The following is a 24,492-nucleotide window of genomic DNA, read 5'->3' as shown; positions in this document are numbered from 1 at the left end:
TGCTTTGTCGTAGTTGTTCGTACGGCAGGGGAAACGGGATTGCTAGAAAGAAAACAGGGGAAAGGCAGAGCCCTTCCCCCTCCCGGCAAGATCTGGAAGAGGAAGAAGGGCTCGCGGATCCTTACAGGTAGACGCGGCTGTCGGCCTGGAGCGGACGCGACAGGCGCACGGTGATGAACTCGTTGTCGTCGGGCCTGCCCGGCGTACGGCCGGCGGAGAACGGGAAATTGTTGTCGTTCAGCACGCCCAGGGTCCGGTCGTCGAGGATCACGACGTCCTCGATGGTCTGGAACGGGAAGCGGAAGGTCTCCCCGAACCCGCCCAGCCCGCGCGGGTTGGCCAGGTCGAGCAGGTCGGCGACGAGGGTCTTGCGCAGGTCCGCGTGGCGGGTGTCCACCAGGTAGACGCGCTTGGTCCTGGCCTCGTCCCCCTGGAGGTTGTCGCGTTCAATGACGAGGAACCGGTGCCGGTCAACAGCGATCATGTCGCCGATCGCGTTGTCGGGGCTCTCCAGCCTGTAAGTCCAGCGCTTGCCGGTGTAGGACCGTTTGCGCAGGTCGAACTCGTTCATCCGCAGCGTGCCCGCGGCGTCGCCGTTCACGGTGCCTTCGAGCAGCGGATACAGCGTACGGCCGTCGACCGAGCGCGCCATGCCCTCGAACCCCTTGCTCCGCCCCAGGTTCGGCTGCTCGCCGTTGAGGGAGGGGTTCTCCGGGGCCTTCACGCCGGGCAGCGGGATCGGAGCCTCGAGCAGCCTGCCCGAGGAGGAGAAGTGCAGCAGGAACGGGCCGAACTCGTCCCCGATCCAGTAGGTGCCGTCGACGGTCCTCACGATCGACTCCACGTCGAAGTCGGCGCCGGTCAGCTTCCGGTCCGCCCTGGTCAGCGGCCAGGTCACCCGCCTGTCGGGGTCGCTCAGGTCGAATCCGCCCAGCACCGTCACCTTCTCGCGACGGAAGTCGGGCCTCACCCGGTGCACCCGCAGCAGGAAGTCCGCGCTGTTGGCCTGGGAGCCGAAACCGTTGTCGGACAGTGCCTCGAAGGTGCCGTCGTGCCGCCGCACGACGCCGCTGAAGCCCTGCACCGGCTGCCCGGCGAACGGCGGGGTCACCCCGTTGACGGGAGTCGTACCGAGTTGAGACCCCGACGGCTCGCTGCCGGGGACGAAGGTGAGCGCGGGCAGGGATGCGAACCCGGTCAGCGTGGCGCGTCCGAATCCGGCGCCACCGGACCCCGGGTGATCGGAGCCGGGGTGGCCCGGTCCCGTCCGCCGCGGGTCCGCCTCCTGCTTCCCGGCGCTGTCGGTAGAAGGGAGGCCGGGGTCGGCCATCGCCGGTGCGGACACCGCGAGTGCCAGCACGGCCGCGCCGATGCTGATCGTCATGCGTCGTCTCATGGCGGGCACGCTAGGGAAACGGCGTGAACGGCCGGTGTTGCGGCGCGGGCCGTACAGCGAAAACACGATGTGACCGTAAGAAAGGCTGACGGAAACCGGCGAGCCTCCCCTCCTCGCTCTTCGACGGGACCGTCCCCACGTCATCGAGGAGCGCGGGGCGACCGATGCCCGCGGTCCTCCCGCTCGTCCGGGGCCGGGAGGCGAGGGGAGTTCGAGGGTGAACCTTCTCGCCGTGCCCTCAGCGAAATAAGGTCCCAGGCATGAGGACTTTCGCGAACATCATCGAGTTCAAGGCCGCCGTCGGGGAACACCTCGGCCATACCGAGTGGCGCGAGATCACCCAGGAGCAGGTCAACCTCTTCGCCGACGCGACCGGCGACCACCAGTGGATCCACGTGGACGTGGAGCGGGCCAAGCAGGGGCCGTTCGGTGCCACCATCGCCCACGGATACCTGAGCCTGTCACTCCTGCCCTCCCTGATGTCGGAACTGTTCGAGGTGGGTGACCTGGCGATGGGCATCAACTACGGGCTCAACAAGGTCCGCTTCCCCGCGCCGGTCCCGGTCGGCGCGCGGGTCCGCGCCGAGGGCGAGCTCGTCGACCTCAAGGGCACCCCCTCGGGCTATCTGGCGAACATACGCATGACCGTGGAGGTGGAGGGCGGGAAGAAGCCCGCCTGCGTCGCGGAAACCCTCGCCCTGTACGTCCCGGCGGAGAAATCCTGAGTCCCCTTCACCCGCCGAGTCCGCTTCGCATCCCGGCGAAGCTCCTTTTCACGTCCGGGTGGAGGGCTTCTGAGCCGGACTCCTTTCACGTCCGGGTGGAGGGTTCCTGAGTCACGAGAGCTCCTGAGCCAGGATCGCGGCCTGTACGCGACTGCGGAGACCCAGCTTGTTCAGCAACCGGCTGACGTGGGTCTTCGTCGTCGCCTCCGCCATGTCCAACTCCACGGAGATCTCCGTGTTCGACAGGCCCCGGCCGATGCAGGCCAGCACCTCGCGTTCGCGCGGGGTGAGAGCGCCGATCTCGTACGACCTGCGCTGGGGGACCGACGCGCCGAAAGCCGAGATCAGCCGCCGGGTGACCGAGGGTGCGATGAGCCCGTCGCCCCTGGCCACCACCCTCACCGCGTCCACCAGGGCGTCTGCGTCGGTGTTCTTCAACAGGAACCCGGCGGCTCCGGCCCGCAGCGCCCCGAAGACGTACTCGTCGATGTCGAAGGTGGTCAGGATCAGCACGTCGGCGATCCCGCTCAGCTCGCGCGTCGCGGAGATCCCGTCGAGCTTCGGCATCCGGATGTCCATCAGCACCACGTCCGGACGGAGTTCGGAGGCCATCTCGACGGCCTGCTCGCCGTTGGCGGCCTGGCCGACGACCTCGATGTCGTGGTGACCGTCGAGGATGAGGACGATCCCGGCGCGGACCGCCGCGTGATCGTCGGCGACGAGGACTCGGATGGTCACGTGCTCTCCAGGGTGGGCAACTCGGCGCGGACGCGCCAGCCGTCATTGTGCGGGCCTGCCTCGAAGAGGCCGCCGACGAGGTTCGTACGCTCGCGCATGCCGATGATCCCCGCCCCCGCGCCGGGCAACTCCCGCTCCGCCTCGCCCACCGGGTTGTCCACGGTGAGCGTGACCAGTCCCGGCAGGTAGCCGATCACCACGTCGGCGGCCTTGCCACCGTGCTTGAGCGCGTTGGTCAGCGACTCCTGGACGATCCGGTAACCGGCCAGATCGACCGAGGCGGGCAGCTCCCTGGCATCGCCCTCCACCCGCATCCGCACGTCAAGCCCCGACTCCCGGGCCCGTTCCACCAGCTCTCCGGCCTCGGCCACCCGGCGCCGGGTCGCCTCGGGCTCCTCTCCGTCCTGCCGGAGCAGCCCGATCATGACGCGCATCTCGTTCATGCCCTCGACGCTGTTCTCCCTGATGGACTCCAGCACCTGCCGTACGGCCCGCGCGTCCAGGTCCGGGCGGGAGAGGACGGCGGTGGACTGGATCGCGATCGCACTGAAGTGGTTGGCGATCATGTCATGCAGCTCCCGCGCCATCCGGGTTCGCTCGGCCTGCACCGCCGCCGCCCGGTCCAGCTCCGCGAGCCGCGCCACCTGCTCGGCCCGCGCGCGCTCGGAGGACGCCAGGTCCTGCAGCTGTCTCATGAACATGGCGGTGAGGACGGGGGTCCCCCCGACCAGCCCCGCCTGGACGAAGACGATGGCGACGGCCGACCAGTGCCTGAAGACGACCCCCGCGACCACACCCGCCGCGACGGCGATCACCGAGGTGATGCCGAGCATCCACCGGCCCAGCGCCCGGGGGCCGTACCTCACCCCCGCGTAGAGGTTGTCCGTGACGATCAGGACCGTGCCCAGCGAAGGACCCATCGCGAGGTCGCCGAGGAGGGCCACCACTCCCAGCCCGAGCGCGAGCAGCGGCCTGCTCCGCCGTACCGCGACCCCCGCGCACGCGATCGCCAGCGGCCCGGCGAGGAGTGGGGCGGCGGCCCATCGCTGCTGGTAGGCGTTCGCGGCGAGCAGCAGCAGGCCGACGACGAAACACGCCACCGCCCACAGCGCGTCTCGTCTCATGCCTGTCATCTCACCATTTCGATACGGCCCGCAGGAGCGGCACAGGGAGGATCGTCGGTACATAAAAGGGTGTACGCCGGTTCATCAGCACCGACGATGTCCCAGGCCGATCGGCCCGTGAGCATGGACTCATGATTCTGGCCATCATCATCGGCTGCGAGATCGGCTTCTGGATCCTGCTGGGCCTGGGACTCGCCTCACGTTACCTGTGGGGGATGCGTCGGCTCAGCACCGCGCTGCTGCTGGCGGTCCCGTTGCTCGACGTGATCCTGCTCATCGCCTCCGTCGTCGACATGCGCGGCGGCGCCCAGGCCGACTGGCGCCACGGCCTCGCCGCCGCCTACCTCGCCTACTCGATCGTCTTCGGCCACCGTACGATCACCTGGGCCGACGCGAAGTTCGCCCACCGCTTCGCCGATGGCCCCGAACCGTGGCAGCCCCCACCCGGCGGCATGGCGAGGGCCTGGTACGAGTGGGGCATCTGGTTCCGGATCGTTCTCACGTACGGCATCGCCTGCGCCCTGCTGTTCGGCTTGATCCTCATCGTCGGTGACCCGTCACGGACCATGGCACTGAACGAATTCATGATCGGTGCGCTCAAGATCCCCCTGATCGCCGTGCTCTGGCCGCTGAGCTACACCCTGTTCCCCAAGAAGGCCGGCGTCACCGGCGATCCCGGCCGCTGACCCGGCACGTCCGACCACGGCACCGCCGGCGCTTCCCTCGCTTCCCCTGCACAAAGGCCACAGTGTCACCGGCGCTTTCAGCCCGAGCCCCGCTTCCCCGGTGCCCTCACCATGATCCTCCAGGCCACCTGATCGCGCCCATCGCGACACGCTCCCCTTCGGCCCTCCACCGGGACCGCGTCGGATTCCTCGGCGGAGACGGGGAATCCGGCGCGGACGGACGGATCGGAGGGCGATGGCTTAACCGGTTCGAGGCATCGCCCAAAACCCGCTATGCTTGCTTACGCAGCGAGCGGCCGTAGCTCAATGGATAGAGCATCTGACTACGGATCAGAAGGTTGGGGTTTCGAGTACCTCCGGCCGCACAGCGCGAAGGCCCAGGTCATCACCACGATGACCTGGGCTTCTTCGTGTTTGCGATCAGTTCTGATGTCCGGCTGTGTCCGGTTGTCACCGAGCGGCGGCGGTTGATCCTTCCCAATGCGTTCCCAGGCTTAAGGCGTGGGACAGAGAGGGATCTTGAGGAACCATCGAACAAACTGCCGACAGTCACGTTATGGTGACCAGATGCCACCACGCCGTGCACTCAGCGACGCGGATGCTCTCTGGGCCTTGAAGATGGTCAAGTTCGGCGAGATGACACAGACGGATATCGCCGCTGCTCTGAACGTGTCCTTACCAACGATCAACGCGTTGGTAACTGGGCGAACATACAGGCACCTCCATGGCCGTAAGCGCGGAGATCGACAACCGCAGGCAGAGGAAAGATACGGATTCCCTGTAACTCCTGAACGTCGCTATGAACGAGAAGCCAGCTTCTGGGCTCGGGTCGATCGGTCGGGCGGTGTTCAAGGATGTTGGCCCTTTGAAGGCGCCGAGCCAGGAAAATATGGATTGCTCGGGATGGGGATCTCTCTTGTTGGGACCACGGCAACGTTTTTAATCGCATACATTCTGGCTCGCGGTTTGAAAAAGGCCCCCAGTTCAAATCGCGTAGTCCGCCACCTATGCAACAATAAACCCTGTTGCAACCCATCCCATCTGCTCCTTGGTACTCACCGTGAAAATCAGCTCGACAGGATCGCTGCTGAACGAGAAAAAATTCAAGTCCCTCGCTTTGTTGAGAACCCTGTGCCCAGCCCAGAAGGCGGATGGATCATCGCGGTGGGTGATCCAGACGAATTGGAGCGAGCAGCTCGCGCCTCTGAATTTTGGCAAAGGGTAGATAAATCTGGTGGCGAAAGTATGTGCTGGCCATGGATTGGGAGCACGAGGAACAAGTTCGGTTATGGGCAGATGAATTGGGAAGGTACGACTGCGACTGCCCATCGAATTGCATATTTGTTGGAGAATAATCTTAGTCTGCAAGACCTCTCTCGCTCAATTCACATTCGCCATAGGTGCCCCCCGGGCGGTAAGCCGAATGACTGTAACAACCCCCGCCATCTACTTGCTGGAACAGCGGCGGACAATAGAGCGGATTGCATAGAAGATGGCACTATGCCCATGGGCGAGAATCATCACATGGGACGCAAATCGCCTGACTTAATGATCCGCACGATTCGCGAACAATATTGGACAGTTCCTAAAGAAAAAAGGTCAAGTTTAACTGAAATTGCAGCAAAGAGTGGAGTGTCAATCAATACAGTTTCCAACTGGCTTACAGGTAAAACCAGATTGGCGGCGGGCGGACCGATTGGTGCCGTTGAGTGATGGTGGGCCTACTAGTATCGCCAGTAGGCCCAGTTGAGTTCCATTAATGTCTTTAATGCTACTTTTTAAGAACCTCACTGATACGGTTCATAGCGATTTCGTCGTGTCCCACGAGGCACTTTTCGTAGGTGCGGTGCAGGACCTCTACGCTGTTGCCTGCCCACTCGGCCACCTGCTTCGGCGAGACCCCCGCGTTCAGCCAGGTGGACAGGCAGGCGTGCCGAAGGTCGTAGGGCCGTTTGGCCAACGGTGAGGCGTACTCCTCCTTGCTCAGCGCGTCCCGCCGGGCTCTGTCCCACACTCGCTGAATGGTGCTCGTGGCCAGCACGCGCCCCTGTACGCCGTGAAAGACCAGACCGCCGGGACCGGTGCCGTGCTCTTCGAGGTGGGCGCGCAGGATGGTCACCAGCTCCGGCGCGCAGGGAACGGGGCGGCTCTCGCCCTCGGGGCGATGCTTCAGGCTGCGATCGTCTCGCTGTTCTCCAGAGTCGGTCCATTCCCTTCCCGCATCTGGCGTAGCGGTCGTCAGGTAGATCTCGCCCCACGTGTCCGGAGCATCGGGCAAGGTCATGTCCTTCTCACGCAGGTTGACGGCCTCCTCAGGGCGCAGGCCAGCGAAGTAGAGGGCCGCGAAGAACGGCATGAGCAGGGGGCCGCTCGGTCGGCGCTTCTCGATGGCGTCGAGCAGGGCGCGGGCCTGGTCGGGGTTGACGACGGAACGGCGATCTACCTGAAACGACGTCTTGGAGATTTTCCACTTCAGGTCCGTGAGGGGGTTCCTGTCGAGCAGTTTGAGCTCTACTCCGTACGCCATGGCGTTGGACAGGATGACGCGGTGCCGGCGGTTCGAGCTGGCCGCTACCCGTCTTCCGTCGAGCCGGGAGGTGGCGGCATTCAGGAGTGCCCGCGCGGTCGCCGGAACGGCGAGAGCAGATACGGGAAGGCTGTTCCGCTCGACCCACGCGAGAATGTCACGAGCCCGCTCCGGAGAACGCTCACGCTCCTTGGTGTTAAATCCCCAACGGCGGAGCGCGGTCCGGACTTCCTTGGCGTCGTAAGGGCATGCTGTGCCGTCGAGCATGGCGGGGGTGGCCAGCGTCAGCGCGTAGGCGATACCTGCACGGTGCTTGGCGGATGCGTCAGTCCACTTCATATCCACGAACTTGCAGGCGAAGCTATACCAGCTCATTTCAGGCTTGTCTGTGCGAGCCCATGAGACCGGTTCGCCAGTGACCAGGCTGAACGGCTCTCCCTTGCGTGCAGCGGTCACGAGAGCGCTCCGGAAGGCGTCCGCTTGCGCTTCCTTCTGAAACGGCTTCTTCCAGGGCTTTCCATCGGTCTGCCACAGCACCCGGTAGGAGGTGACCACGCCCTTGCCGTTCTTGCGCTTCTCGGTCTTGTAAATGCGGACATTGAACGTGGTGTCGTTCATCAGGAGACGTCCTCCAGGCTGGCCAGCCAGCGGTCATATTCGGCACGGCGGACGCGAAGGTCTCCGTTGGGGAGCCTCATGCACTTGGGAGCGCGGCCCTTCTGGCGCCAGTCGTAGAAGGTGGATCGGCTGATGTCGAGGTCTTCGCAGATGTCGGCGATGGTGAGCTTTTCGGCCCGGGGCATATGGGTTCTCTCCCTGTGAGGTGGCGGGGTGAGCGTGAGGTGTCGGAGGGCGGTTGTCGTGCGGCTCTTGTCGGGAGGGCTGAAACATCTCCGCATCTCCGCATCTCCGCAAAAGTGCCTCGGAGCTGGGGTGATGCATGCGGCGATAGAGATTTCCCGATGAGGCCATCTCCGCAAATGGCCTCCATCTCCGCAGAAGTTGCGGAGATGCGGAGATGTGCGGAGATAACGAACTGGTATCTCCGCAAGCATCTGTGCTGGTCAACGGCTGGTTGCGGAGATGCGGAGATGTTTCAGCGGTTTTGAGGGTCGGGTGAGCCGTGGCACTCGACCCAGAAGACGTTTCGGTCGCCTCGCTCGTTTTTGGCCGAGCGGATCACGTAGTCACCGCGCCATCGGCCGATCTGTCCGGTCAGTAGCCGCCCTAGGGCCAGGGCGTTAGGCATGCGGCCGGTGGCGGTGGTGATGAACTGGCCATCCCATCGGTCCTGCTCCTCAAAGCCGATCCGGTCGGGTTCGCCGGAGCGGCGCAGGTCGGCGGCGGTCATGGGCTGCGAGCCGTGCTGGTCGTGCCAGCAGGACAGGAACGCCCGCCAGCGGGACTCGTCTTCGTCGATGTCGCGGATGTCGGCGGCATTGGCCAGGAACCCGTCAACGTGGTGATGGGCAAGGAATCCGCCGAGAGATTGCGCCCAGGGGGTGAACTGGCGCATCGACACCGTGGCAGCCCGGGGCGCTCCGTGGCCGGTCCAGTCCAAGACCAGGATCAGCAGGTGCCATAAGACGGTGAGCTGGTTGGCCGGGACGGTGATCCACTGGTCCAGGTGCGGGATCCCGAACCGGGACTGATCGCGTTGTTCGGGCCGGGGCATGTTCGGGTCGAGGTGGACGCGCACGGTGCGGGACGCCATGTCTCCGCCGACTTGGAGGTTGTTGCCGGTGGCCATCCACAGCCGGTCGTTGACGGTGGCGATGTTGCGCGAGGCGCCGAGCTGGCGATCCGACCACACCCCGGCCGTAACCAGCAGGGCGAGGGTGGGTGAGTCGATGACGGTGCCTTCGGCGAGGTTGTCCCACACCACCACCCCGACCTGCTCGGCGAACACGGCGGTAATGCTCTTGCGGAGCTCTTCCTCTGCGTAGGCCCAGGGCATGACCCGCTGCCCGTACAGCATGCCGGGGCCACCGGTGAGAATGCTCTTACCTGAGGCGGGCATGGTCGCGTCGATCAGGGCGAATGGCGTGAGGCTGCGCGTGAAGTGCCGCAGGATCGGAGTGGCCAGCAACGCGAGGTAGTTGGCCCGATCCGCAGGACTAGCCCAGGGAAAGTCACGCAAGAACCGGTTGAGGAGAAAGTCGCGGGCGGTGTGCACCTGCTCGGCGCTCGGGGTGTCGGGCACCGGCGGCAGGGCGACCTTCGCGGCGAGGTAGAGGCCGGTGGCCGGGTCGTAACCGGGGCGTTGGAGCAGGGTGCCGTCTCGGCGTAGCACGGGGGCGCCGATCACGCCGCGCAGCGTCGGCACGCCGGGCCAGGTCTTACCGGCCAGGACGGAGGAGAGGATTTCTCGGGGCGGGGTGACTTCTTCTTCCACCAGTTCCATCCCGCTGCCGCCGTCGCTCTTGCGTGAGCGCATCCGGTAGACGTAGGCGTGCTCGGCCAGCAGCCCGGCCAAGGTGGCGGGGTTGAGCGGGCTGGCGGTGACCGGCAGGGGCGAGTCTTCATCGGCGGCGGGGCTGGTCTGTCCGCCGGAAATGGTTTCCATGTGGACCAAGGCGCCTCCGGAGACGTAGGTGTCGGGCAGCAGCTCATCCACCAGCGCGGCTTTGAGAACACGGATGGTTTCCGGGCCGGAGCCGACCTGTACGCGGGTCGTGGCGGTCATGCGGGCACGCTCCGGGGGCGATTGGCGCCGGCGCGCAGGCCGGAGGCGATGGTGCGGGAGGCTTCGCCGGGGCGCTGGCCGACCTGGGCGGCGGCGTCGGCCAGCCAGCCGGTCACCTCGGGTTCGGCCAGCGTGCCGCCGGCGATGAGCTGGCCAAGCGCGATTGAGGCCCGATACAGCGCGGTGTTGTGCCCGTCTGGCGGGGAGGCGGTCACCCGTGCCAGCTCGGCGGTGATGGCCGCGCGCAGGTAGGAGCCGCGCCGGTCGACGGCCAGAGGTACGGCCACCGGCCGTTGCGGTGGCAGCGGCGCGGGCCGCAGCCGCTCGGCCAGCCACCCGGGCAACGGCGCGGGGGCGGTGGCGTGGAGCACGTCGTAGCTGCCGGTGCCGTCGGGTAGGGCGACGTAACTGCCGGGGCCGACGACGTAGCCCCCGCCGCCGCGGGTGTCGATCAGCCAGCCCAGCCCGTTGCCGTCCTCACCCTGGGTATTGCCCAGCGGGATGCCGTCGGGGGCGGTGTAGTACAGGTGGGTTCCGCCGCGCCGGGTGCGTACCTGGAAGGTCTCCAACGTCGGTAAGGGTTGTCCGGCCTGCTCGCAGATCAGGGCAAGCACGTCGGCACCGTCGTTGATGCCCGGCAGGTCCCAGGAAGGCGGCGGGCTCTGCCCGTCCTTCGGGGTGTCCAGGTCGATCACGACCAGGGCGGACGGGCCGCAGGCGATGCCGACGTTGTAGGGCGCCCGCGCCCACCACCGGCGGATCAAGTCAGGGTTGGTGGTGGCACTCTCCTTCCACTTCCAGTCCTTGAGCGGCACCTTGTTGCGCGGGACGAGGGGGAAGACGTGCCAGCCGCGGGCGGCGGCGGCCAGCGCGTAGCGAAGCTGCGGGGTGGGGTTCATGACGCGATGACCTCCATCACGGATGCGGTGGCCCAGGGGTAGGCGGGCAGCAGGGTGTGCAGAGCGGCGATGGCCTGGGCGAGAACTACGCCGTTGCCCAGGGCGTGGAGCTGCTGGTTGCGGGTCAGGTCGGGGACGGCGGTGACCCATCCGGCAGGCAGGCCCATCACCCACTCGACGAAGGCGGGGGCAAGGCGTCGTCGATCGTCAGTTGGCCCAGGGGCAGGTCGTCCGAGGATGTGCTCCCAGCGTCGGATGGCAGGCTCGTATGCACCCCATGCCACGAGCCCGGCGCCTCCTCCAGGCTGACCAGTTCCCTCGGCAAGATGCCCGAAGCCAGCTCGATCGCCTGGTCCAAGCTGGGCGAGGACCGGCTGTCCGGGCGAATGATCGCCGACCGGCTCGTCCTGGTGGCTGCGACTCTCGGCGTCGGGAGCAGTGAGGCCACCTCGGCGGCCAGGCAGAGCCCGTGCGTGCCCGCCTCCTGCGACGGAGAGCGCTTGGTCTGCCGGTTCTCCCGCTCCGAGGCCCTCGGGGTGGGCAGCAGCGAGACCGTGTGGCGCAGGTTCATCCCGCCCTGGGCGGCGTGGTCTGCCCCGGTGCCCTCGCTGGTCATGGGCGTCGGCAGGCCGTCGGGGAAGCCGCGGCCCTTGGAGTCGCGGGCTCGCGGTGTGTGCAGGCCAGGCCAGGCAGAACCACCGCTCGCGCCGGTGCGGGGCGCCGACGTCGGACGCGCGTAGATTCGTCCATTCCGCATCGAAGCCGAGCGCGGCAAGGTCGGCGGCGACGACGTCGAGTCCAGGTCGTCGAGCAACGATCGCTGCCACGTTCTCAAGGACGAGGAGGCGGGGTCGTAGTACGCCCACGGCGTGGGCGACGGTCTTCCACAGTCCACTTCGGGTGCCCTCCTTGATCCCGGCACCACGGCCGGCGTAGCTGAGGTCCTGGCAGGGGAAACCCGCAGTGAGAACGTCCACGCGCGGGACGGTGGCCCAGTCGACGGCGGTGATGTCGCCGAGATTGGGCAGGTGCGGGTAGCGGTGGGCCAAGATGCGGGACGCGCCGGGGTCGGGGTCGGCGACCCAGGCCGGACGGGCGCCGAGCACTGCGGAGACAGCCAGGTCGAGTCCGCCGTAGCCGGTGCACACCGAACCGGCGCTGAGGGCGGTCATCGGATGCCGTCGCGGTGCAGGCGGCGGAAGTGGACGAACAGCTGCCAGCCGAGGCGGGGCCGCATGCCGGTGCCATTGCAGGCGCGGCAGGTGCGGTTCCTGCCGCGCGGCGCGCATCGTCGGCAGGTTCCCCACGGGGAGATCAGGCACCGAACGATGTAGCAGAGAGTGACGACGAGTAGGCAGAGTCCTAGCAGGACGATGACGGGGCTCATGATGGCCTCCGGGGCCGTTTCCGGGTTTTTCGCAGGTGGCGCTCTAGGCGCTAGGTCGCTGTTAGGTCAGCGAATGGGGCTCTAGGCGGGCCTCTAGGTCTAGAGGGGTGAGCCTCTAGGCCTAGAGGCGAATCCGGGCTCAGGAACCGGCGCCGGGACCCTTCTTTCCGTCACGCTCGGTGATGGCGTTCAGGATGTCGTCGCGGACGATGCCGATCCGGTTGGCGCCCTTGCCGCCCTCCTTCGGGGTGCCCCACACCTGGCCGGTCTTGATGCCGTAAGGCTTCAGGGCGCCGGTGAGTTGCGCGGTCTTGGCGCTGCCCTCCTGCTCGGCCCACGGCCCGTACACCTCAGGCCGCAGCTCGGCGAGGCGGTCCACCACCACCTCATTCCAGATCTTGGCCTCGCCCGCTGCCAGGACGGCGGCTATGTCGGCCAGCAGGTCGTAGGCCGGCGCGCTGGCCTCGGGCTGCTGGCCGGTGGCGTGACCGGACAGCACACCCGCCGCGGCCCGCAGCGCGTGCGCGCGGTCGGCGATGCGCTGGGTGGCCGGGGTGTCGAGGTAGGCGGCCTTGACGACCTTGGCCATCGGGGTGGCACCGACCAGGTAACCGGTCCCGGCATCGGCTTTGGGCTGGAAGACGGTGGCGCGGATGCCGTTCTTGTACGCGGATGTGCCCAGGATCATGTCGTTTTCGAGCTGACCGGCCACCCGCAGGCAAAACCGGATGGACACGTTCGCGCTGATACCGGTGGGCAGGCTGTCCTTGTCGGGACGCTGAGTGGCCAAGATCAGCACCACGCCCAGGGCACGGCCCAGTTTGATGATGAACTCGGCGTCCTCACCGGCCTTGGCGCCGTACTCGGGGTGGGCGAACAGGTTCTGGCACTCGTCGAAGATGGCCACCAGCGGGTGCAACCCCAGGGAGCGCTTGTCGGCGATCTGCCGGGTCACCTTCCGGTCCGGGCACAGGTCGGCGGGCAGGGCCTTGAGAGCGGCGGCGCGGCGCATGACCTCCTTGCGCAGCAGCGCCAGCGAGTCGGCGGCGTAGGCGATGGCGGCATCGTCGATGCCGGAGACGTAACGGTGACAGACCTGCTCATACGGGTCGAGGTCGCCGGTGCCCTTCAGCTCGTGAAACCACGGTTCGGTGCTGATGTCGAGCACGAGACCGGCGGCCAGCTCCCGCACCGAGGCGGTTTTGCCCTGGCCGGGCTGAGAGCCGATCAGGATGTTGTGCTCGATGATCGGCACCGTGACCAGGCGGCCTCGGGGGTCGTTGCCGAACGGGACGCCCTTGAACACATCGTGGCTGGATGCCTTCTCCAGCGGAGACTTCACCAGGGTCTTGGACAGGTCCTTGTCACCAACCCACAGGATCAGCCGCCCCTCGTGGATGCTGGAATCGCCCTCGGGCCAGATGCAGCCCAGCGGGCGGCGCAGCGCGGAGGCCAGGCGTTCGCGCTTGTCCATCACGTCGGTCACGGTCACCCCGTAGGGCAGGTCCACATCCGCCCGCCAGCCCGGACCCTCGCGGGTGATCGGCGCCACGAAATTGACGTCAGCCTTGGCGTTCAGGCCGGACACGCCCAGCGCGGTCAGCGCGCGCACCACGATGTCACTGGTGAGCTTCTCCACCCGGGTTGGCAGCACCGCGCGATCGATCAGCGGCCGGTCGGCGGGGCGACCGATGACGCCCAGCACGGCCAGGGCCACGGCCAGCGCCGCCCACTGGGCGACGGTGGGCGCCGTGGCTACCAGGATGGCCGCGATCAGCAGCGTGACCAGCGCGGAACCGGTCACCCACACCCGCAGCCGCACGCGGGAATCGCGCTGCCTGCTCAGCTTCAGGTACGCCTCGGGGTCGGCTTTCTGTACCGCGGTCAGCCGGACCGGCTCGCCTTCCAGGTCGAAGGTCCAGCGGACCATGCCGTAGATGAGGCGGGCCAGGCCGCGCGGGGAGCGGGCGGCCAGCCGTCCGGCGTACAGCGGGGTGCGGGTGAGCTGGTAGCCGGCCACGTAGGCGCCGTACTGGCCCGCCCACGTCAGGGTCTCGATCGCCTCGGTGCGCGAGCGCAGCCACAGCGGGACGACCGGGCGGCGGGTGCGGTTCTTCTCCTCCAGCTCGGCCCGCCAGTCATGGTCGACTCCGCTGGGCAGGTCCACCCGGATGACCTCGCCCTGCAACACCCGGGGGTCCTGCTCCGGAGCCGTGGGCGGGTAGGGGTGGCGGCGCTCGCGGGCGGTGTCGAGGGACACCACCTCGGCCCCGTCGGCCCCATCGCCGCGCGGGTCGTTGTCGACCGGTCCGCCCTGCTCGGGGATGGCGGCGAGGTCGAAGGGCCATTCCGGGCGGTGGCCGTTGGTCTCGGTCGGGATGTCGGTCATGATGAGGTCACCTCGTGCTGATTGATGGTGGCGGGGTTGCGGGGCGCGGCCACGTTCTTGGCGGAGTGGGGCCGCGTCCCGTACAGGCAGTTGGTGGAGACGTCGGTGATGCGGGGGGTAGTGGTCACGTCGCCTCCTTGACGAGGGCGTCGCGGACGGCGCGGGCGGTGTCCATCGCGCATCGGGCCGCCCGGCGGATCGCCGCGGCGCTGGGGTAGGGCGGAAGGTGCCCGGCGGCGATCAGGGCGCGCACGTGCGCGGTCACGACGTCGATGCCGGGGCCGTCGGAGTGCTCGCCCGGGTCGGGATCGGAGTCGAGATCTGTGGTGGTGTTCGCCCTGTACTCCAGGGGAGTAAGGGGGTTACCGGATCTTGCGGTCGTGCCGTGGTCGAGGCGGGTGAAGGCGGCCAGGATGATCGGCAGCGCGGTGACGATGGCGACCGCGATAACTGGGCCGAGGATGTGCAGCACCAGACGCGAGATGCTGAACTCGGCGGCGACGCCGGGCAGGTAGGGCCAGGCGTTCATGCCGAGCGTCAGCGCGAGGAACAGCCACTCGATCCGGACCAGGGTGGGCGAGTTGATCGGCTGTCCGCGGGTGCCCAGATAGGCGCGGGCGCCGACGACGACCAGCAGGGCCAGGGACATGAACGGCTCGACCAGCCAGGCGAACACCCATGAGGGTGACCAGGCCGGGGCGCCGTCGGCGGCGAAGGTCTGCACACCGGCCGTCGACCACGCCAGCGCCAACGTGAGCGACACCATGGCGGCGACCACCAGCAGTCGGCGCATCCGGGCAGCCTGCCAAGCGCGCATCGCCGGGTCCTGGCCCAGCTCGTGCAGCCGGGCCGCTTCCCGGGCCTGCTTGCGGCGCTTGCGCACCTTGGCCGTGTCCACCAGCAGCGGCGCGTCATCGCCCTGCAACAGGGCGAGCTGGTGGGCCTCGGCCACCTCGGCGCGCAACCGCAGCACGCGCTTGGTCTGGCCGTCGGTCTCGACCGGGTGAAGGGGAGAGGGCGGGGTGGCCGGGAGCAGCGGGGCCTGCCGGTCGAGGTGGCGTTCCAGCTCGGCCAGGCCGCGCGCGACGTCCTCGGGCGTCGGCTCCGGGGTCGGGGTTGTCGTCGTCATGTCGTCCCTCCTCCTACTTGGTGGGCTTGGTGATGAGGGCGCCGCCGGGCAGCCGCACGGCCATGGTGTTGGTGCTGGACTCGCGGTGGACGATGTGGCGCCCGTCGCGGTCGCAGGTGATGGACTCGCTGCCGTCGTCGGCGACGAACATTGCCTGGCACTTCTTGGCGGTCATGAATGTCTCCTTGATGGCTGGTCAGGCGGCGATGATGAGGGCGGCGATGAACAGAAATCCGATGTGCCAGGACTGATCGAGGGCGTAGGCGCCAGTGCCCAGGTGCGGGGCGTCGGTGGTACCAGGGCGGGGGGCGCCGAGGCGGTAGAAGTCGCTCTTACCGATTTGCTCGGCCAGGCGGGCCAGCGTCACGCGCCGATCGGCCCAGTAGTGCGACAGGGCATCCACCGCCAGGCCGGTCAGCAGCGCGATCGGGTGCAGGGTCAGGCCGGTCACCAGAGCGAGCGCGACCAGGGCGGCGGCCTTGGTGGCGGTGAGGGTGGCCACGTGCCGGATGCAGGCCAGCCGTCCGGCGGCGGTGGGCGCTCCCTTGGTGCACGCCTGGTGGTGGGTCTGCACCCAGTGATCCCCCACCGAGTGGGCGGCGAACAGGGCGACGAAGACGGCGGCGAACACGGCCATCACGCACCCGCCCCGGTGGTGGAGGACAGGACGAGCGTGCCGATGTCGCGGTGGTGGACCCGTACGGACCAGGGGTCGAACAGGTCGAGCAGGTCTCGCAGCATGGCCTCATGGGCGGCGAACACCCGCCCGGCGTAAGCCGTGCGCAGGTGCGCCTCCAGCACGGGGTAGGTGTGGGCCGCTACCCACGCGGCGCGGCGGGCGTCATCGGCCCCGGTGACGGTGGGGAGTTCGTCGACGAGGCCCAGTTCGACCACGGCGGGCGTGGTCACCATCCACGCCTCGTCGGTCGCCCTCGGGTCCGGCACCACCTGCACCGGGTACACCGTCCAGGACGCGCCGGGAAGGCGCAGGCCGGTCTCCTCTTCCAGTTCGCGGATCGCGGCGGTCAGCGCGTCCTCGCCGGGGTCCAGGCAGCCGCCCGGGATCGCCCAGCCGTGGCCGTCGTCACGCTCGACCATCAATAACCACCGGCCACCGCCACAGGTGCGGGCGAAGACCAGGGCGTCGGCGGCCTGCTTCTCGCCCCAGTGGCCCAGCTCACCGCGGCCGTAGCGGATACCGGTCGGCGCCCCGGGACTGACCGGGCGCTCGTCGACCACGCGGAACGGGATCGCGGCGCTGGCCTGGCGGGCGGCCCAGTCGATGCGGGTGGGGTCGGTTTCGGCCTCGGCCCATCCCTCGGCGACGCCTCGGGTGAGCACATCGGGGTGGGTGTACGTCGTGCACATGTCGATCTCCTACAGATCAGATGGACTGAGAACGGGCCAGGGTGCGGCACTGCCGGCAGGCGGCCCGGCAGCGGGCGCCGTGGACGGGGCAGCGCTGCACCTGCCGACCGGTGGCGGTGCCGCAGCGGCGGCAGCCGATGGCGCTGGCCGAGCGGGAGCGGCAGTCCAGGCAGAAGAAGCGCGCCATGTCAGGCCACCTCCTGTCCGTTGTCGGCCGGGGAGCGGCGGTACAGGGACAGGGCGCGGATCTCCTCGGCGGTCAGTCCCGCCCACACGCCCTCGGCGGGGCGGGTGAACAGGGCGTAGGCCAGGCACTGCGTGCGGGCCGGGCAGGTGGCGCAGATCTGCTTGGCCGCGGCCTCTCGCTTCTCGCGCACCGTGTCCGGCTCGGGCTCGAAGACGTCGGGGGCGGTGAACAGGTCGGCGGTGGTGTCGTCGCAGGCCGGTCCGGCGGCGAACATCGCCACCCGCAGGGCCTTCCGGTGCGCCTTCTGGGCGAGGTAGGCGCGGCGCAGTGTGGACAGGGAGGTCATCGCCGGCACCTCTGGCACGTCGTCGAGGTGCGCGGGTTGATGCCGCCGCACCGGCATACCCAGGTGCTCGCGGTGCCCGGCGGCAACCAGGGAGAACCGCTGGCGCTCCTCTTCCTGATGGACTGGTGGGTCATGATGGTGGTGCTCCTTTTCGGGGAGTTCGGGGGCGGCCCATGTCCTGGCAGATGGGGGCCGCTCCCTCTCGTCTGGGCCGGTTAGCCGAGAGCGCTGGCGAAAGTCACCAGCGAGTCGGTCACCGTCAGCAGGCCAGTGAAGGCACCCGTCGCGAACTCCGCAGCGTGAACGGGCTCCCGAACGACGAAGAACAGGAACGCGATCATGAGCAGGACGGGAAGAAGACGACGGGGCTTCGGGGTTGAAAGCATGCTGATAACGCCTCTCTTGAGGTGTCGGGTGAGCTGGTTCGGCAGCTTGAGTCGCCTCTGACCTGCCGCTTTCACCTGTCCAACTTTGCTAGGCAGGTTGGATAAGTGCAATGCTGTCTGGCTTGGCTAGTCATGTCAAGGGGCATGGCTAACTTGCTTAGAAATGTTGGGCAAGTGGCAGTAGTCTTGCTGTGTGGAACTAGATCCAGATGACCCGCGCCCGCCGTACTTGCAGGTTGCTCACCAGCTGAGAGCCGCCATCCTGACCAGGAAGTTCACGCCGGGCGAGAAGCTTCCTTCTGGTCCCGAACTGGCCAAGCGCTTCGGCGTTGCCCGCATGACTGTGCAGCAGGCCATTCGTGAACTTCGGGACGAGGGGCTCGTGATCTCTCGCCAGGGGAGCGGCGTGTTCGTACGGGAGCGCACCGCGCGGCCGGTCGGGCTCCGTCCGCACATCGAGCAGGCGTTCAAGAAGCCTGATGTTTCGATCGAGTTTGCCGGGTTCTCCGGAGAGACCTTGCATGGCGCGATTCAGGAACCGCTCGACAGCATTCGTGCCGGCCGATTGGTTCCGGAGAGCATCACGATCCGAATGCTCGTGCCGGACACGAGTCGCCCCTGGTCTCTGCCTGTCAGAGCGGACAACCTTGAAGATGATCCGCTCATCCGGAAGCGCATGGAGCGGATCTCATCACGGCACGCTCAAGCCATCGTTGATTCCGTACAGGAGCTGCGAGACCTCGGTCTGGTTAAGGCCGCTTCAGCAGAGGTCCGGATCAACGGAGAGCCCCCGCGGTTCAAGCTCTACGTCCTCAATGGCGAAGAGGCATTCTTCGGCTTCTATCCGGTCTTTGAGCACACCATCACTCTGGGCGGAGAGCCACAAGCCATCTACGACATGGGCGGCAAGGACGCGGAGCTCTTTCACTTCGCCGTGAGCGACGGAGGAGATTCCACCTCGGGGCAGTTTGTCAATCAGTCCCGCATGTGGTTCGACAACATGTGGGCCACCGTGGCGAAAGAGATCCCGTGACAACCCGGACAGGGCCGCAGGCTGTACAGGACGTGATGCAGAGCGCCCGGTACGTTCTTCTCGATTTCGACGGGCCGATCTGCGATGTCTTCGCCGGATTCCCCGCGCCGGAAGTAGCTGACAGGCTACGTGTGATGCTTAAGGCTGCCGGTGCAGAGCTGCCCCAGAGCGTGCAGGAGCAGGACGACCCGATGGAAGTCTTCCGCTTCAGCGCGGATCTCGGTAGGGACCTCAACCATGCGACGCTCAACGCGCTGACTGATCTGGAAGTCGAAGCAGCAGCGACCGCACGGCTGACGCTGGGGGCTGCCGATCTCATTCGGCGATCAGGGGAGGCAAACAAGTCAGTTGCGGTGGTCAGCAACAACTCGGTAGCCGCGGTTACCGCATTCTTGGAGACACACGGCCTTCTAGCGGCCGTTGATCTCATCTCGGCCCGGGTGGACCCTGACCCGGGGCTCATGAAGCCGAATCCTTATCTCGTCCGGCAAGCACTCGACCAACTTGGTGCGGATGCAGCGCTCTCACTCCTGGTCGGTGACTCGGTAACCGACATGCAGGCGTCCAAGAGCGCAGGCATCACCGCCGTGGGCTACGCCAACAAGGCAGGTAAAGCGGATCGGCTTGCAGCGGCCGGTGCTGATTTGGTCGTGACGAGTATGGAAGAACTGGCCACTGCCCTCTCTATAGGATGAGGACTTTCTCTACGGGTTCAAGGTGGCCTGAAGCTGGGCCGTAGGCGCCATGTAGAAGTTCAAGAATATCGGACTTATGGGCAGATGTATCCGTGGTGGTCGCAATGGTGATGTTTCATGTGTCTTGTGCGACCAGTCTATAGCCGGAATTCTTAATCTTAGGGTCGGTTAGGTAATTTTTGAAATCAGTCATTTCCGTAATCGCCTTCGTCGTAGGCGTCAGAGGGGTCGCCTTCTACAGTGAATGAAGGGTCGACTTTTGCCTGGTCGAGCAGTTCGTAGCCGTTGAGCACTAGGTGACATGTTGGGCAACTAAAGTAATCTGCGTCGATGGTATGTGTTACAAGGACGTCGAAATCCTCTTCTGAAATTTGCTCATACCCTACCTCCGTGTCCGATATATTGTCTCCTTCTAAAACTCCAATAGAGTCGCATGCGGGACAAGATGACGTTCCGCTGTAACTCAACCCTGCCGTAAGATCGAGTCCGGCCTTCCATTCAGCGGCAACTCGGGCCGGGAGCGTACCTTCACGGCGTTGTTGTAAACGTTGCTTCGCCCTCTCGATAAGCGCTTCGGTCCTGTGTTCGACATTCTTGCTGTTCTGGGCTAGATGGTTCGCCACTATATCTGCGCGATCTGTCCCAACAAACTCCTCTACTTCCTTATCTAGGGCGGTTATGAGAACTGCCGCTAGAGACCAAAACTTTGGCCACCAGGCATGGGGAGGAATGGCCATAAAGCCAGCGCCACTACCGTGAAGGTACTCGTTGCGGGCCTGACTGAAATGGACCGCCTCGTTGAGATTGAATGGCTTAAACACCTTGTGGCATCTAGTGAACAAAGTTTTGGCTCGTACGGAGGTGAAACGAGCATCCCCTTCTATAAGGCCACTCGCCATAAGAAGATTCGTGCCATCTTCGGTCGGTTCGGCTATTAGTAGCGGGGATACTCTTGCTAGCGCAGCTTTAGCTAGAAGCTCCAGTGAAAGCGATGCCCAGAGAGCTTGCTCATCAAACGAGCGTGCATCATCTTCATCCATGGCGCGATTGATGAACAGCTTGGCTTTTATCCATAGAGCCTCGTGGTCGTAAGGCGGGATCATGAGGATTCCTGGGGCAAGTAGTAACTGATCCGATGGATCTCTCGAAGAGCGTCATCGGTGGCGGACGCTCTGGCGTGCAGAGCCCTTCTATTCGCTATTACAAGGATTTTCCCGGGCTCGTCCCATGAATGTTCGGAAGAATTTTCAAACTCTTCTTCGAAAAAAAGCGCCGCTTTTCTGGCGCGAGCATCACAGGGCACCATGCATCCGGGGTCGTAACGATATCCCGAACTCGTGAATGCAGTAGAAAAGAAGCTGTCTCTGCCGTTGGAGATCAGGAACACGCCGTGTGCCACATAATCTGGCGGCCAGAAGCTAAATGAGTCCTTAATGTTCGTCTTCCAGAGCCGTGTAGGTGTATCGCTAGTCCCCGTGCAGGTCAGTATTACTACATCAGGTGGTTTCGCCAGATGAGCCCCGTCGGTGTGAAGCGGTTGTGCTCCCCTCCCGTAGTGGGCGCTGAGCGATCTGGGATTCGCATCTTCTTGGTTCGTAGGCCGGAGTGTGGTGACGGGGGGACTGCCTCGACGCCCTGGAACTTCAGTCCAGCCGAGGCGGGCGGCCGTCGTTTGGATAAGCATCATTGGGGCGCGGCCGGTTGCCCAACCATCTCTCTTGGCCGTGTCCACGAGGGAATCCAACCATGTCTGCATCCCTCAGTTTATCGCAATTTCGGTCAGACTTTCCCCTCGTACGCCATACCCTGCCTGTTCATCCCGTTTGTCGGTTATCTGTCGCGGAGCAGCAGCCGGGCATCTTCAATCACAGAAGATCTTCCCTACGCCTACAAGGGTGAGCTGAGGACGCTGTCGGCAGCCTTGATCATGCCAAATGCTTGCTGAAACTACCACCAGAAGGGTATTCCTGCTGGTCAGAACGTTTTCGCGGCGGGTCTGTAAAACCATCGGTATCTACAGTTACTGCTCTTACGTGCTAGCGGCCAGCTCGGCTTTTGGCAGCGAAGACCATCCCGCTGTTGCCTGCCGTTGAATGATCACTCGGAGTTCGGACGGTGTGGGCCAGGGCGCGCTGCGGTGGATCATACGGTGGCAATTTGAGCAGATGAGTGCGAGGTCCGAGAGTTTGGTTGTGCCTTCGCCAGCCTCGTGCAGAGGAACCACATGGTGGCACTCGATGTAACCTTCGCCACGCTCGCCGTAGACCGCGGCGAAGTCGAAGCCGCACGCCTCACACGCTAGAGTTCCGCCGGCTCTCAGTACCGCTACGATCTTCTTCTTCCGTAGCCCCTTGTTGCGTTCCCGAGTGCGGTGGCGCCGGTAGAGCACGCGACCCTCCGGCGCACTGGCTTCGTCTTCGGCGTCGTCGTCATCTTTCTCCGGCCCAACCGGCTCAAGAGTCCCGTGTTTCAGGCCCTCGCGCAGCAAATAGGCGGCTTGGGCCATCTCCGCTGGACGGCTGAGGAAGTCCTGCAGAACCTCGCGATCCAACCGGCCGCCGTTGGTGCGCTTTTTCGTGTACTCCGGATGATGCGTGGCAATGTCGAAAGTCTTGCGCGCAGCCCCGTTACAGTTGCGGTAGGTGGCGGCGCGCTCTTCTACGGGGTACGCAGCCAGCAATTGCAGCAGGTCAGACAGCTCTGCGATCCGCGGGTCCTCCGGATACAGCCCCTTCCAGTCGTTTCGCACGACGACATCACAGGCAAGGATCAGCTCGTCTCGCGTCCACTTCGGGTTCTGTGACGCGACGACGGTGAAGCCCTCACGTTGGAGCCAGTCCACCGCGTGTCTCAAGCCGCCACTGAGCTCCTCCCATGTCAGGGGCGCTCCTTGCTGATGCTTGTGGGCCACTCCGGCGATGGCCTTGGAGTCGTACTCCATGCCGTCGTGCACGAGCAGGTATTTAGTCGCCTTCCCGTAGCCGTACAGGTCAAGGAACGCATCGCGTCCCAAGTCGTCGTACTCCTCAAGCGTCTTGAGGATGTCGTCCCGTGAGATCGCTCCCTTAGCCATGGACTGGAGTATAAAGGGCAGGCGTGACAATCGATGGATAACATCAGCGCTGACCGGGTTAGGCCGCCTCTAAGTCGTTAGTCGACTTTGAATACCGGCGAATGGGAGTAGTGTTATGTATACATTATTCCTTTCTGAGCTTTGAGATCATGTCAGCCTCCGGCAGCCAAGTGTATTCCCTTCCCATTTTTCTACGTATAAGCAGGCCTCGCTCCTGGAGTTGTAGAAGGTCTTTTCGTGCCGTCTCTCGAACTACGTTATGGCTTGTTCCATGCGACATGACAGTAAAATGAGACCTGGGATCTTTTATTGCTTTTTCAAGGATTGCCAGTTGGCGGTGATTGAACTCCCCTGGCATGTTCGCCAGAGATTGCTGCAGACTGTGAAGTTCTTGCATTTCCTGCTTAAGATATTTATGCAGCTCGCTAATTGCCCGCTGCGTGACGTTTAGCTGGTATGTTAGGAAATATGTCAGATCATTATCGTCTTGTTCGCTATACAGGAAGCTTCTTCCATATTTTGCAGGGGCATTTTTGAGGATTTTGGAGATTGAGATAAATTCTACAAGCCAGTATTTCTGATTTAGCATTGCCCAGTAAAAAAGCGCTCTAGCTGTTCTGCCATTGCCGTCTTCGAAGGGATGCTCGTACGCAAGCATGAAGTGCACGATAAGGGCCCGCAATACGGGAGGGACATAGGCGTCGTCGAGCGTACCGTTAGCGAAGTCACATAGCCGCTGGACTCTTTCTGGCAATTGGTCGGCCGGTGGTGGTGCATGTAGCAGTTCATCTGTTTGTTGATCGTATACGCCAATTCGCTCCTCGTCGGGACGTTGGAATCGCCCAGAAGCATCCGGGTTGTCCATGGCATCCTCGGTCAGGATCTGATGGATCTCTAGGATAAGATCTATGGTGAGAGGAGCCGACTTAACTTCGCGTATCCGCTTCATGGCAAGATAGTTGTTAAGAATCATTTGCTCGTCGCGAGTCCTAGGCTTACGCCCAGTCCTGATCATTTCTTTGGCGTCTTTTCGTGTTGTTGTTGCTCCTTCGAGCTGGCTTGATGTAATTGCTTCTTCCATGAGACTGTTGACAAGATAGCGGTCTCGAGTCGCAGGGTTCGTCACCTGCTCGCTGATAGTAATTTGACCACTGGCGTCCCGGTTGACCTCCTCAATGCCTTTGAGGATTTCGTCTGTTACTGCGTAGGTGAACGGCTTTCCCTCTTTGTCGACGAGCGGAAGCCTGCGTTGCATTCCGGCCCGCGATATCTTTATCGCAGCCCACCACTCATGATGCGTCAAGTCGGCTGGGGTCTTCAGATTGCGCAGCTTGTCCCATGGGTGGTATGGCTGAGCCGCTATGTTTGAGGCATATGTGGTCAATATTTTTAGTAATCTTTTTGGATCTTTTATGTCGGCAAGGATTTCGTGTACTGGAGGTGGATTTGCGGGGATCTTCACAACAAGCCTCCTATCTGCCAATGCTAGCTCTGCTGGTAGTTGGAGCACTGAGGTAGATGCTATGGGTTAGGGCATAGCGATCTGCCAGTGTGGCGCCAGACGGCAGTGACTAGCAGCGGCGGTGGCGGCGATGGTGGCAGCGGCGGTGGTAGCGATGGTGGCGGCAGCGGCAGCGGCGGTGGCGGTGGCGGTGGCGGTGGCAGTGATGGTGGCTGGGGCTTAGCGATCTGCCAGTGTGGCGCTAAATGGCTGTAGC

Annotated in this window: 27 protein-coding genes, 1 tRNA gene and 1 pseudogene; 6 read left to right on the top strand and 23 right to left on the bottom strand. The window is 64.8% G+C overall.

Features of this window, described 5'->3' with window-relative positions; translation table 11 throughout:
• Window positions 1-121: 121 nt before the first annotated feature.
• Window positions 122-1,396, bottom strand: a complete 1,275-nt coding sequence (locus ACIBH4_RS37345; protein ID WP_362513701.1) for an esterase-like activity of phytase family protein — start codon at window positions 1,394-1,396, stop codon at window positions 122-124.
• 260 nt (window positions 1,397-1,656) lie between these two features.
• Between ACIBH4_RS37345 and ACIBH4_RS37340 the strand changes: the two genes are divergently transcribed.
• A complete protein-coding gene (locus ACIBH4_RS37340; protein WP_362513704.1) occupies window positions 1,657-2,121 on the top strand; it encodes a MaoC family dehydratase in 465 nt (154 codons plus the stop codon).
• Between the two features lie 111 nt (window positions 2,122-2,232).
• On the opposite strand, the gene ACIBH4_RS37335 is transcribed toward ACIBH4_RS37340, so the two are convergent.
• Window positions 2,233-2,859, bottom strand: a complete 627-nt coding sequence (locus tag ACIBH4_RS37335) for a response regulator transcription factor (RefSeq protein ID WP_362513707.1) — start codon at window positions 2,857-2,859, stop codon at window positions 2,233-2,235.
• Window positions 2,856-3,983, bottom strand: a complete 1,128-nt coding sequence (locus tag ACIBH4_RS37330) for a histidine kinase (protein WP_362513712.1) — start codon at window positions 3,981-3,983, stop codon at window positions 2,856-2,858. Before ACIBH4_RS37330 ends, ACIBH4_RS37335 begins: the two co-directional genes overlap by 4 nt.
• A gap of 131 nt (window positions 3,984-4,114) precedes the next feature.
• Between ACIBH4_RS37330 and ACIBH4_RS37325 the strand changes: the two genes are divergently transcribed.
• From ACIBH4_RS37325 to ACIBH4_RS37315, 3 genes are all read left to right on the top strand, one after another.
• A complete protein-coding gene (locus ACIBH4_RS37325) occupies window positions 4,115-4,669 on the top strand; it encodes a hypothetical protein (protein WP_362513715.1) in 555 nt (184 codons plus the stop codon).
• Window positions 4,670-4,961: 292 nt separating this feature from the next.
• Window positions 4,962-5,034: transfer RNA gene (locus ACIBH4_RS37320), tRNA-Arg, on the top strand.
• A gap of 253 nt (window positions 5,035-5,287) precedes the next feature.
• Window positions 5,288-6,382 (top strand): HNH endonuclease, encoded by a 1,095-nt coding sequence (locus ACIBH4_RS37315; RefSeq protein WP_362769987.1) that lies wholly within the window; start codon window positions 5,288-5,290, stop codon window positions 6,380-6,382.
• 58 nt (window positions 6,383-6,440) lie between these two features.
• On the opposite strand, the gene ACIBH4_RS37310 is transcribed toward ACIBH4_RS37315, so the two are convergent.
• The 17 genes and pseudogenes from ACIBH4_RS37310 to ACIBH4_RS37230 all read right to left on the bottom strand — a co-directional run bounded on the left by ACIBH4_RS37310 (window position 6,441) and on the right by ACIBH4_RS37230 (window position 17,928).
• On the bottom strand, window positions 6,441-7,814 hold the full coding sequence (locus ACIBH4_RS37310) for a tyrosine-type recombinase/integrase (RefSeq protein WP_362769975.1): 1,374 nt from the start codon (window positions 7,812-7,814) through the stop codon (window positions 6,441-6,443).
• Window positions 7,814-7,999, bottom strand: a complete 186-nt coding sequence (locus ACIBH4_RS37305; protein WP_362769973.1) for a helix-turn-helix domain-containing protein — start codon at window positions 7,997-7,999, stop codon at window positions 7,814-7,816. The genes ACIBH4_RS37310 and ACIBH4_RS37305 overlap by 1 nt, the downstream gene beginning before the upstream one ends.
• A 293-nt stretch (window positions 8,000-8,292) precedes the next feature.
• Window positions 8,293-9,882, bottom strand: a complete 1,590-nt coding sequence (locus ACIBH4_RS37300; protein ID WP_362769971.1) for a hypothetical protein — start codon at window positions 9,880-9,882, stop codon at window positions 8,293-8,295.
• Window positions 9,879-10,781 carry a bifunctional DNA primase/polymerase gene (locus tag ACIBH4_RS37295; protein ID WP_362769969.1) on the bottom strand — a complete coding sequence of 301 codons (903 nt, stop codon included), beginning with the start codon at window positions 10,779-10,781 and terminating at the stop codon, window positions 9,879-9,881. Before ACIBH4_RS37295 ends, ACIBH4_RS37300 begins: the two co-directional genes overlap by 4 nt.
• The gene (locus ACIBH4_RS37290) at window positions 10,778-10,951 is read right to left on the bottom strand and encodes a hypothetical protein (protein WP_362769990.1); all 174 of its coding nucleotides are present in this window, start codon (window positions 10,949-10,951) and stop codon (window positions 10,778-10,780) included. Before ACIBH4_RS37290 ends, ACIBH4_RS37295 begins: the two co-directional genes overlap by 4 nt.
• Window positions 10,948-11,538 carry a hypothetical protein gene (locus ACIBH4_RS37285; RefSeq protein ID WP_362769989.1) on the bottom strand — a complete coding sequence of 197 codons (591 nt, stop codon included), beginning with the start codon at window positions 11,536-11,538 and terminating at the stop codon, window positions 10,948-10,950. The genes ACIBH4_RS37290 and ACIBH4_RS37285 overlap by 4 nt, the downstream gene beginning before the upstream one ends.
• Window positions 11,522-11,953, bottom strand: a pseudogene (locus ACIBH4_RS37280) (DNA cytosine methyltransferase); the annotation flags it as partial. The gene ACIBH4_RS37285 and the pseudogene ACIBH4_RS37280, both read right to left, overlap by 17 nt.
• Entirely contained in the window at window positions 11,950-12,168 is a 219-nt protein-coding gene (locus ACIBH4_RS37275) for a hypothetical protein (protein ID WP_362769967.1), read from the bottom strand. The gene ACIBH4_RS37275 and the pseudogene ACIBH4_RS37280, both read right to left, overlap by 4 nt.
• Before the next feature lie 139 nt (window positions 12,169-12,307).
• Window positions 12,308-14,557: a cell division protein FtsK gene (locus tag ACIBH4_RS37270; protein WP_362769965.1), complete on the bottom strand. Its 2,250-nt coding sequence runs from the start codon at window positions 14,555-14,557 to the stop codon at window positions 12,308-12,310.
• Window positions 14,554-14,685, bottom strand: a complete 132-nt coding sequence (locus ACIBH4_RS37265; protein WP_362769964.1) for a hypothetical protein — start codon at window positions 14,683-14,685, stop codon at window positions 14,554-14,556. Before ACIBH4_RS37265 ends, ACIBH4_RS37270 begins: the two co-directional genes overlap by 4 nt.
• Window positions 14,682-15,686, bottom strand: a complete 1,005-nt coding sequence (locus ACIBH4_RS37260) for a hypothetical protein (protein WP_362769962.1) — start codon at window positions 15,684-15,686, stop codon at window positions 14,682-14,684. Before ACIBH4_RS37260 ends, ACIBH4_RS37265 begins: the two co-directional genes overlap by 4 nt.
• A gap of 13 nt (window positions 15,687-15,699) precedes the next feature.
• A complete protein-coding gene (locus tag ACIBH4_RS37255) occupies window positions 15,700-15,861 on the bottom strand; it encodes a hypothetical protein (RefSeq protein ID WP_362769960.1) in 162 nt (53 codons plus the stop codon).
• Window positions 15,862-15,882: 21 nt separating this feature from the next.
• Window positions 15,883-16,323, bottom strand: a complete 441-nt coding sequence (locus ACIBH4_RS37250; RefSeq protein ID WP_362769958.1) for a DUF3307 domain-containing protein — start codon at window positions 16,321-16,323, stop codon at window positions 15,883-15,885.
• Entirely contained in the window at window positions 16,323-17,054 is a 732-nt protein-coding gene (locus tag ACIBH4_RS37245; RefSeq protein ID WP_362769956.1) for an NUDIX domain-containing protein, read from the bottom strand. Before ACIBH4_RS37245 ends, ACIBH4_RS37250 begins: the two co-directional genes overlap by 1 nt.
• 16 nt (window positions 17,055-17,070) lie before the next feature.
• Window positions 17,071-17,241, bottom strand: a complete 171-nt coding sequence (locus tag ACIBH4_RS37240) for a hypothetical protein (protein ID WP_362769954.1) — start codon at window positions 17,239-17,241, stop codon at window positions 17,071-17,073.
• A gap of 1 nt (window position 17,242) precedes the next feature.
• Entirely contained in the window at window positions 17,243-17,587 is a 345-nt protein-coding gene (locus ACIBH4_RS37235; protein WP_362769952.1) for a WhiB family transcriptional regulator, read from the bottom strand.
• A 215-nt stretch (window positions 17,588-17,802) separates the two neighbouring features.
• On the bottom strand, window positions 17,803-17,928 hold the full coding sequence (locus tag ACIBH4_RS37230; RefSeq protein ID WP_362769950.1) for a hypothetical protein: 126 nt from the start codon (window positions 17,926-17,928) through the stop codon (window positions 17,803-17,805).
• Between the two features lie 238 nt (window positions 17,929-18,166).
• Here ACIBH4_RS37230 and ACIBH4_RS37225 point away from each other — a divergent pair, with 238 nt between their 5' ends.
• Together ACIBH4_RS37225 and ACIBH4_RS37220 are read left to right on the top strand one after the other, a co-directional pair.
• Window positions 18,167-19,006, top strand: coding sequence for a GntR family transcriptional regulator (locus ACIBH4_RS37225; protein WP_362769948.1), 840 nt, complete (start codon window positions 18,167-18,169; stop codon window positions 19,004-19,006).
• A gap of 35 nt (window positions 19,007-19,041) precedes the next feature.
• Window positions 19,042-19,701 carry an HAD-IA family hydrolase gene (locus tag ACIBH4_RS37220; RefSeq protein ID WP_362769985.1) on the top strand — a complete coding sequence of 220 codons (660 nt, stop codon included), beginning with the start codon at window positions 19,042-19,044 and terminating at the stop codon, window positions 19,699-19,701.
• 185 nt (window positions 19,702-19,886) lie between these two features.
• Here the strand turns inward: ACIBH4_RS37220 and ACIBH4_RS37215 are convergent, their stop codons facing one another.
• The 3 genes from ACIBH4_RS37215 to ACIBH4_RS37205 all read right to left on the bottom strand — a co-directional run bounded on the left by ACIBH4_RS37215 (window position 19,887) and on the right by ACIBH4_RS37205 (window position 24,284).
• Window positions 19,887-20,804: a hypothetical protein gene (locus ACIBH4_RS37215; RefSeq protein WP_362769946.1), complete on the bottom strand. Its 918-nt coding sequence runs from the start codon at window positions 20,802-20,804 to the stop codon at window positions 19,887-19,889.
• Between the two features lie 926 nt (window positions 20,805-21,730).
• Window positions 21,731-22,774 (bottom strand): HNH endonuclease, encoded by a 1,044-nt coding sequence (locus tag ACIBH4_RS37210; protein ID WP_362769944.1) that lies wholly within the window; start codon window positions 22,772-22,774, stop codon window positions 21,731-21,733.
• A 124-nt stretch (window positions 22,775-22,898) separates the two neighbouring features.
• Window positions 22,899-24,284 (bottom strand): Fic family protein, encoded by a 1,386-nt coding sequence (locus ACIBH4_RS37205; protein WP_362769942.1) that lies wholly within the window; start codon window positions 24,282-24,284, stop codon window positions 22,899-22,901.
• Window positions 24,285-24,492 lie beyond the last annotated feature (208 nt).

The sequence above is a fragment of the Streptosporangium sp. NPDC050284 genome (assembly GCF_044459525.1).
GTDB lineage: Bacteria > Actinomycetota > Actinomycetes > Streptosporangiales > Streptosporangiaceae > Streptosporangium.
This window is presented reverse-complemented; position numbering and strand designations above follow the sequence as displayed.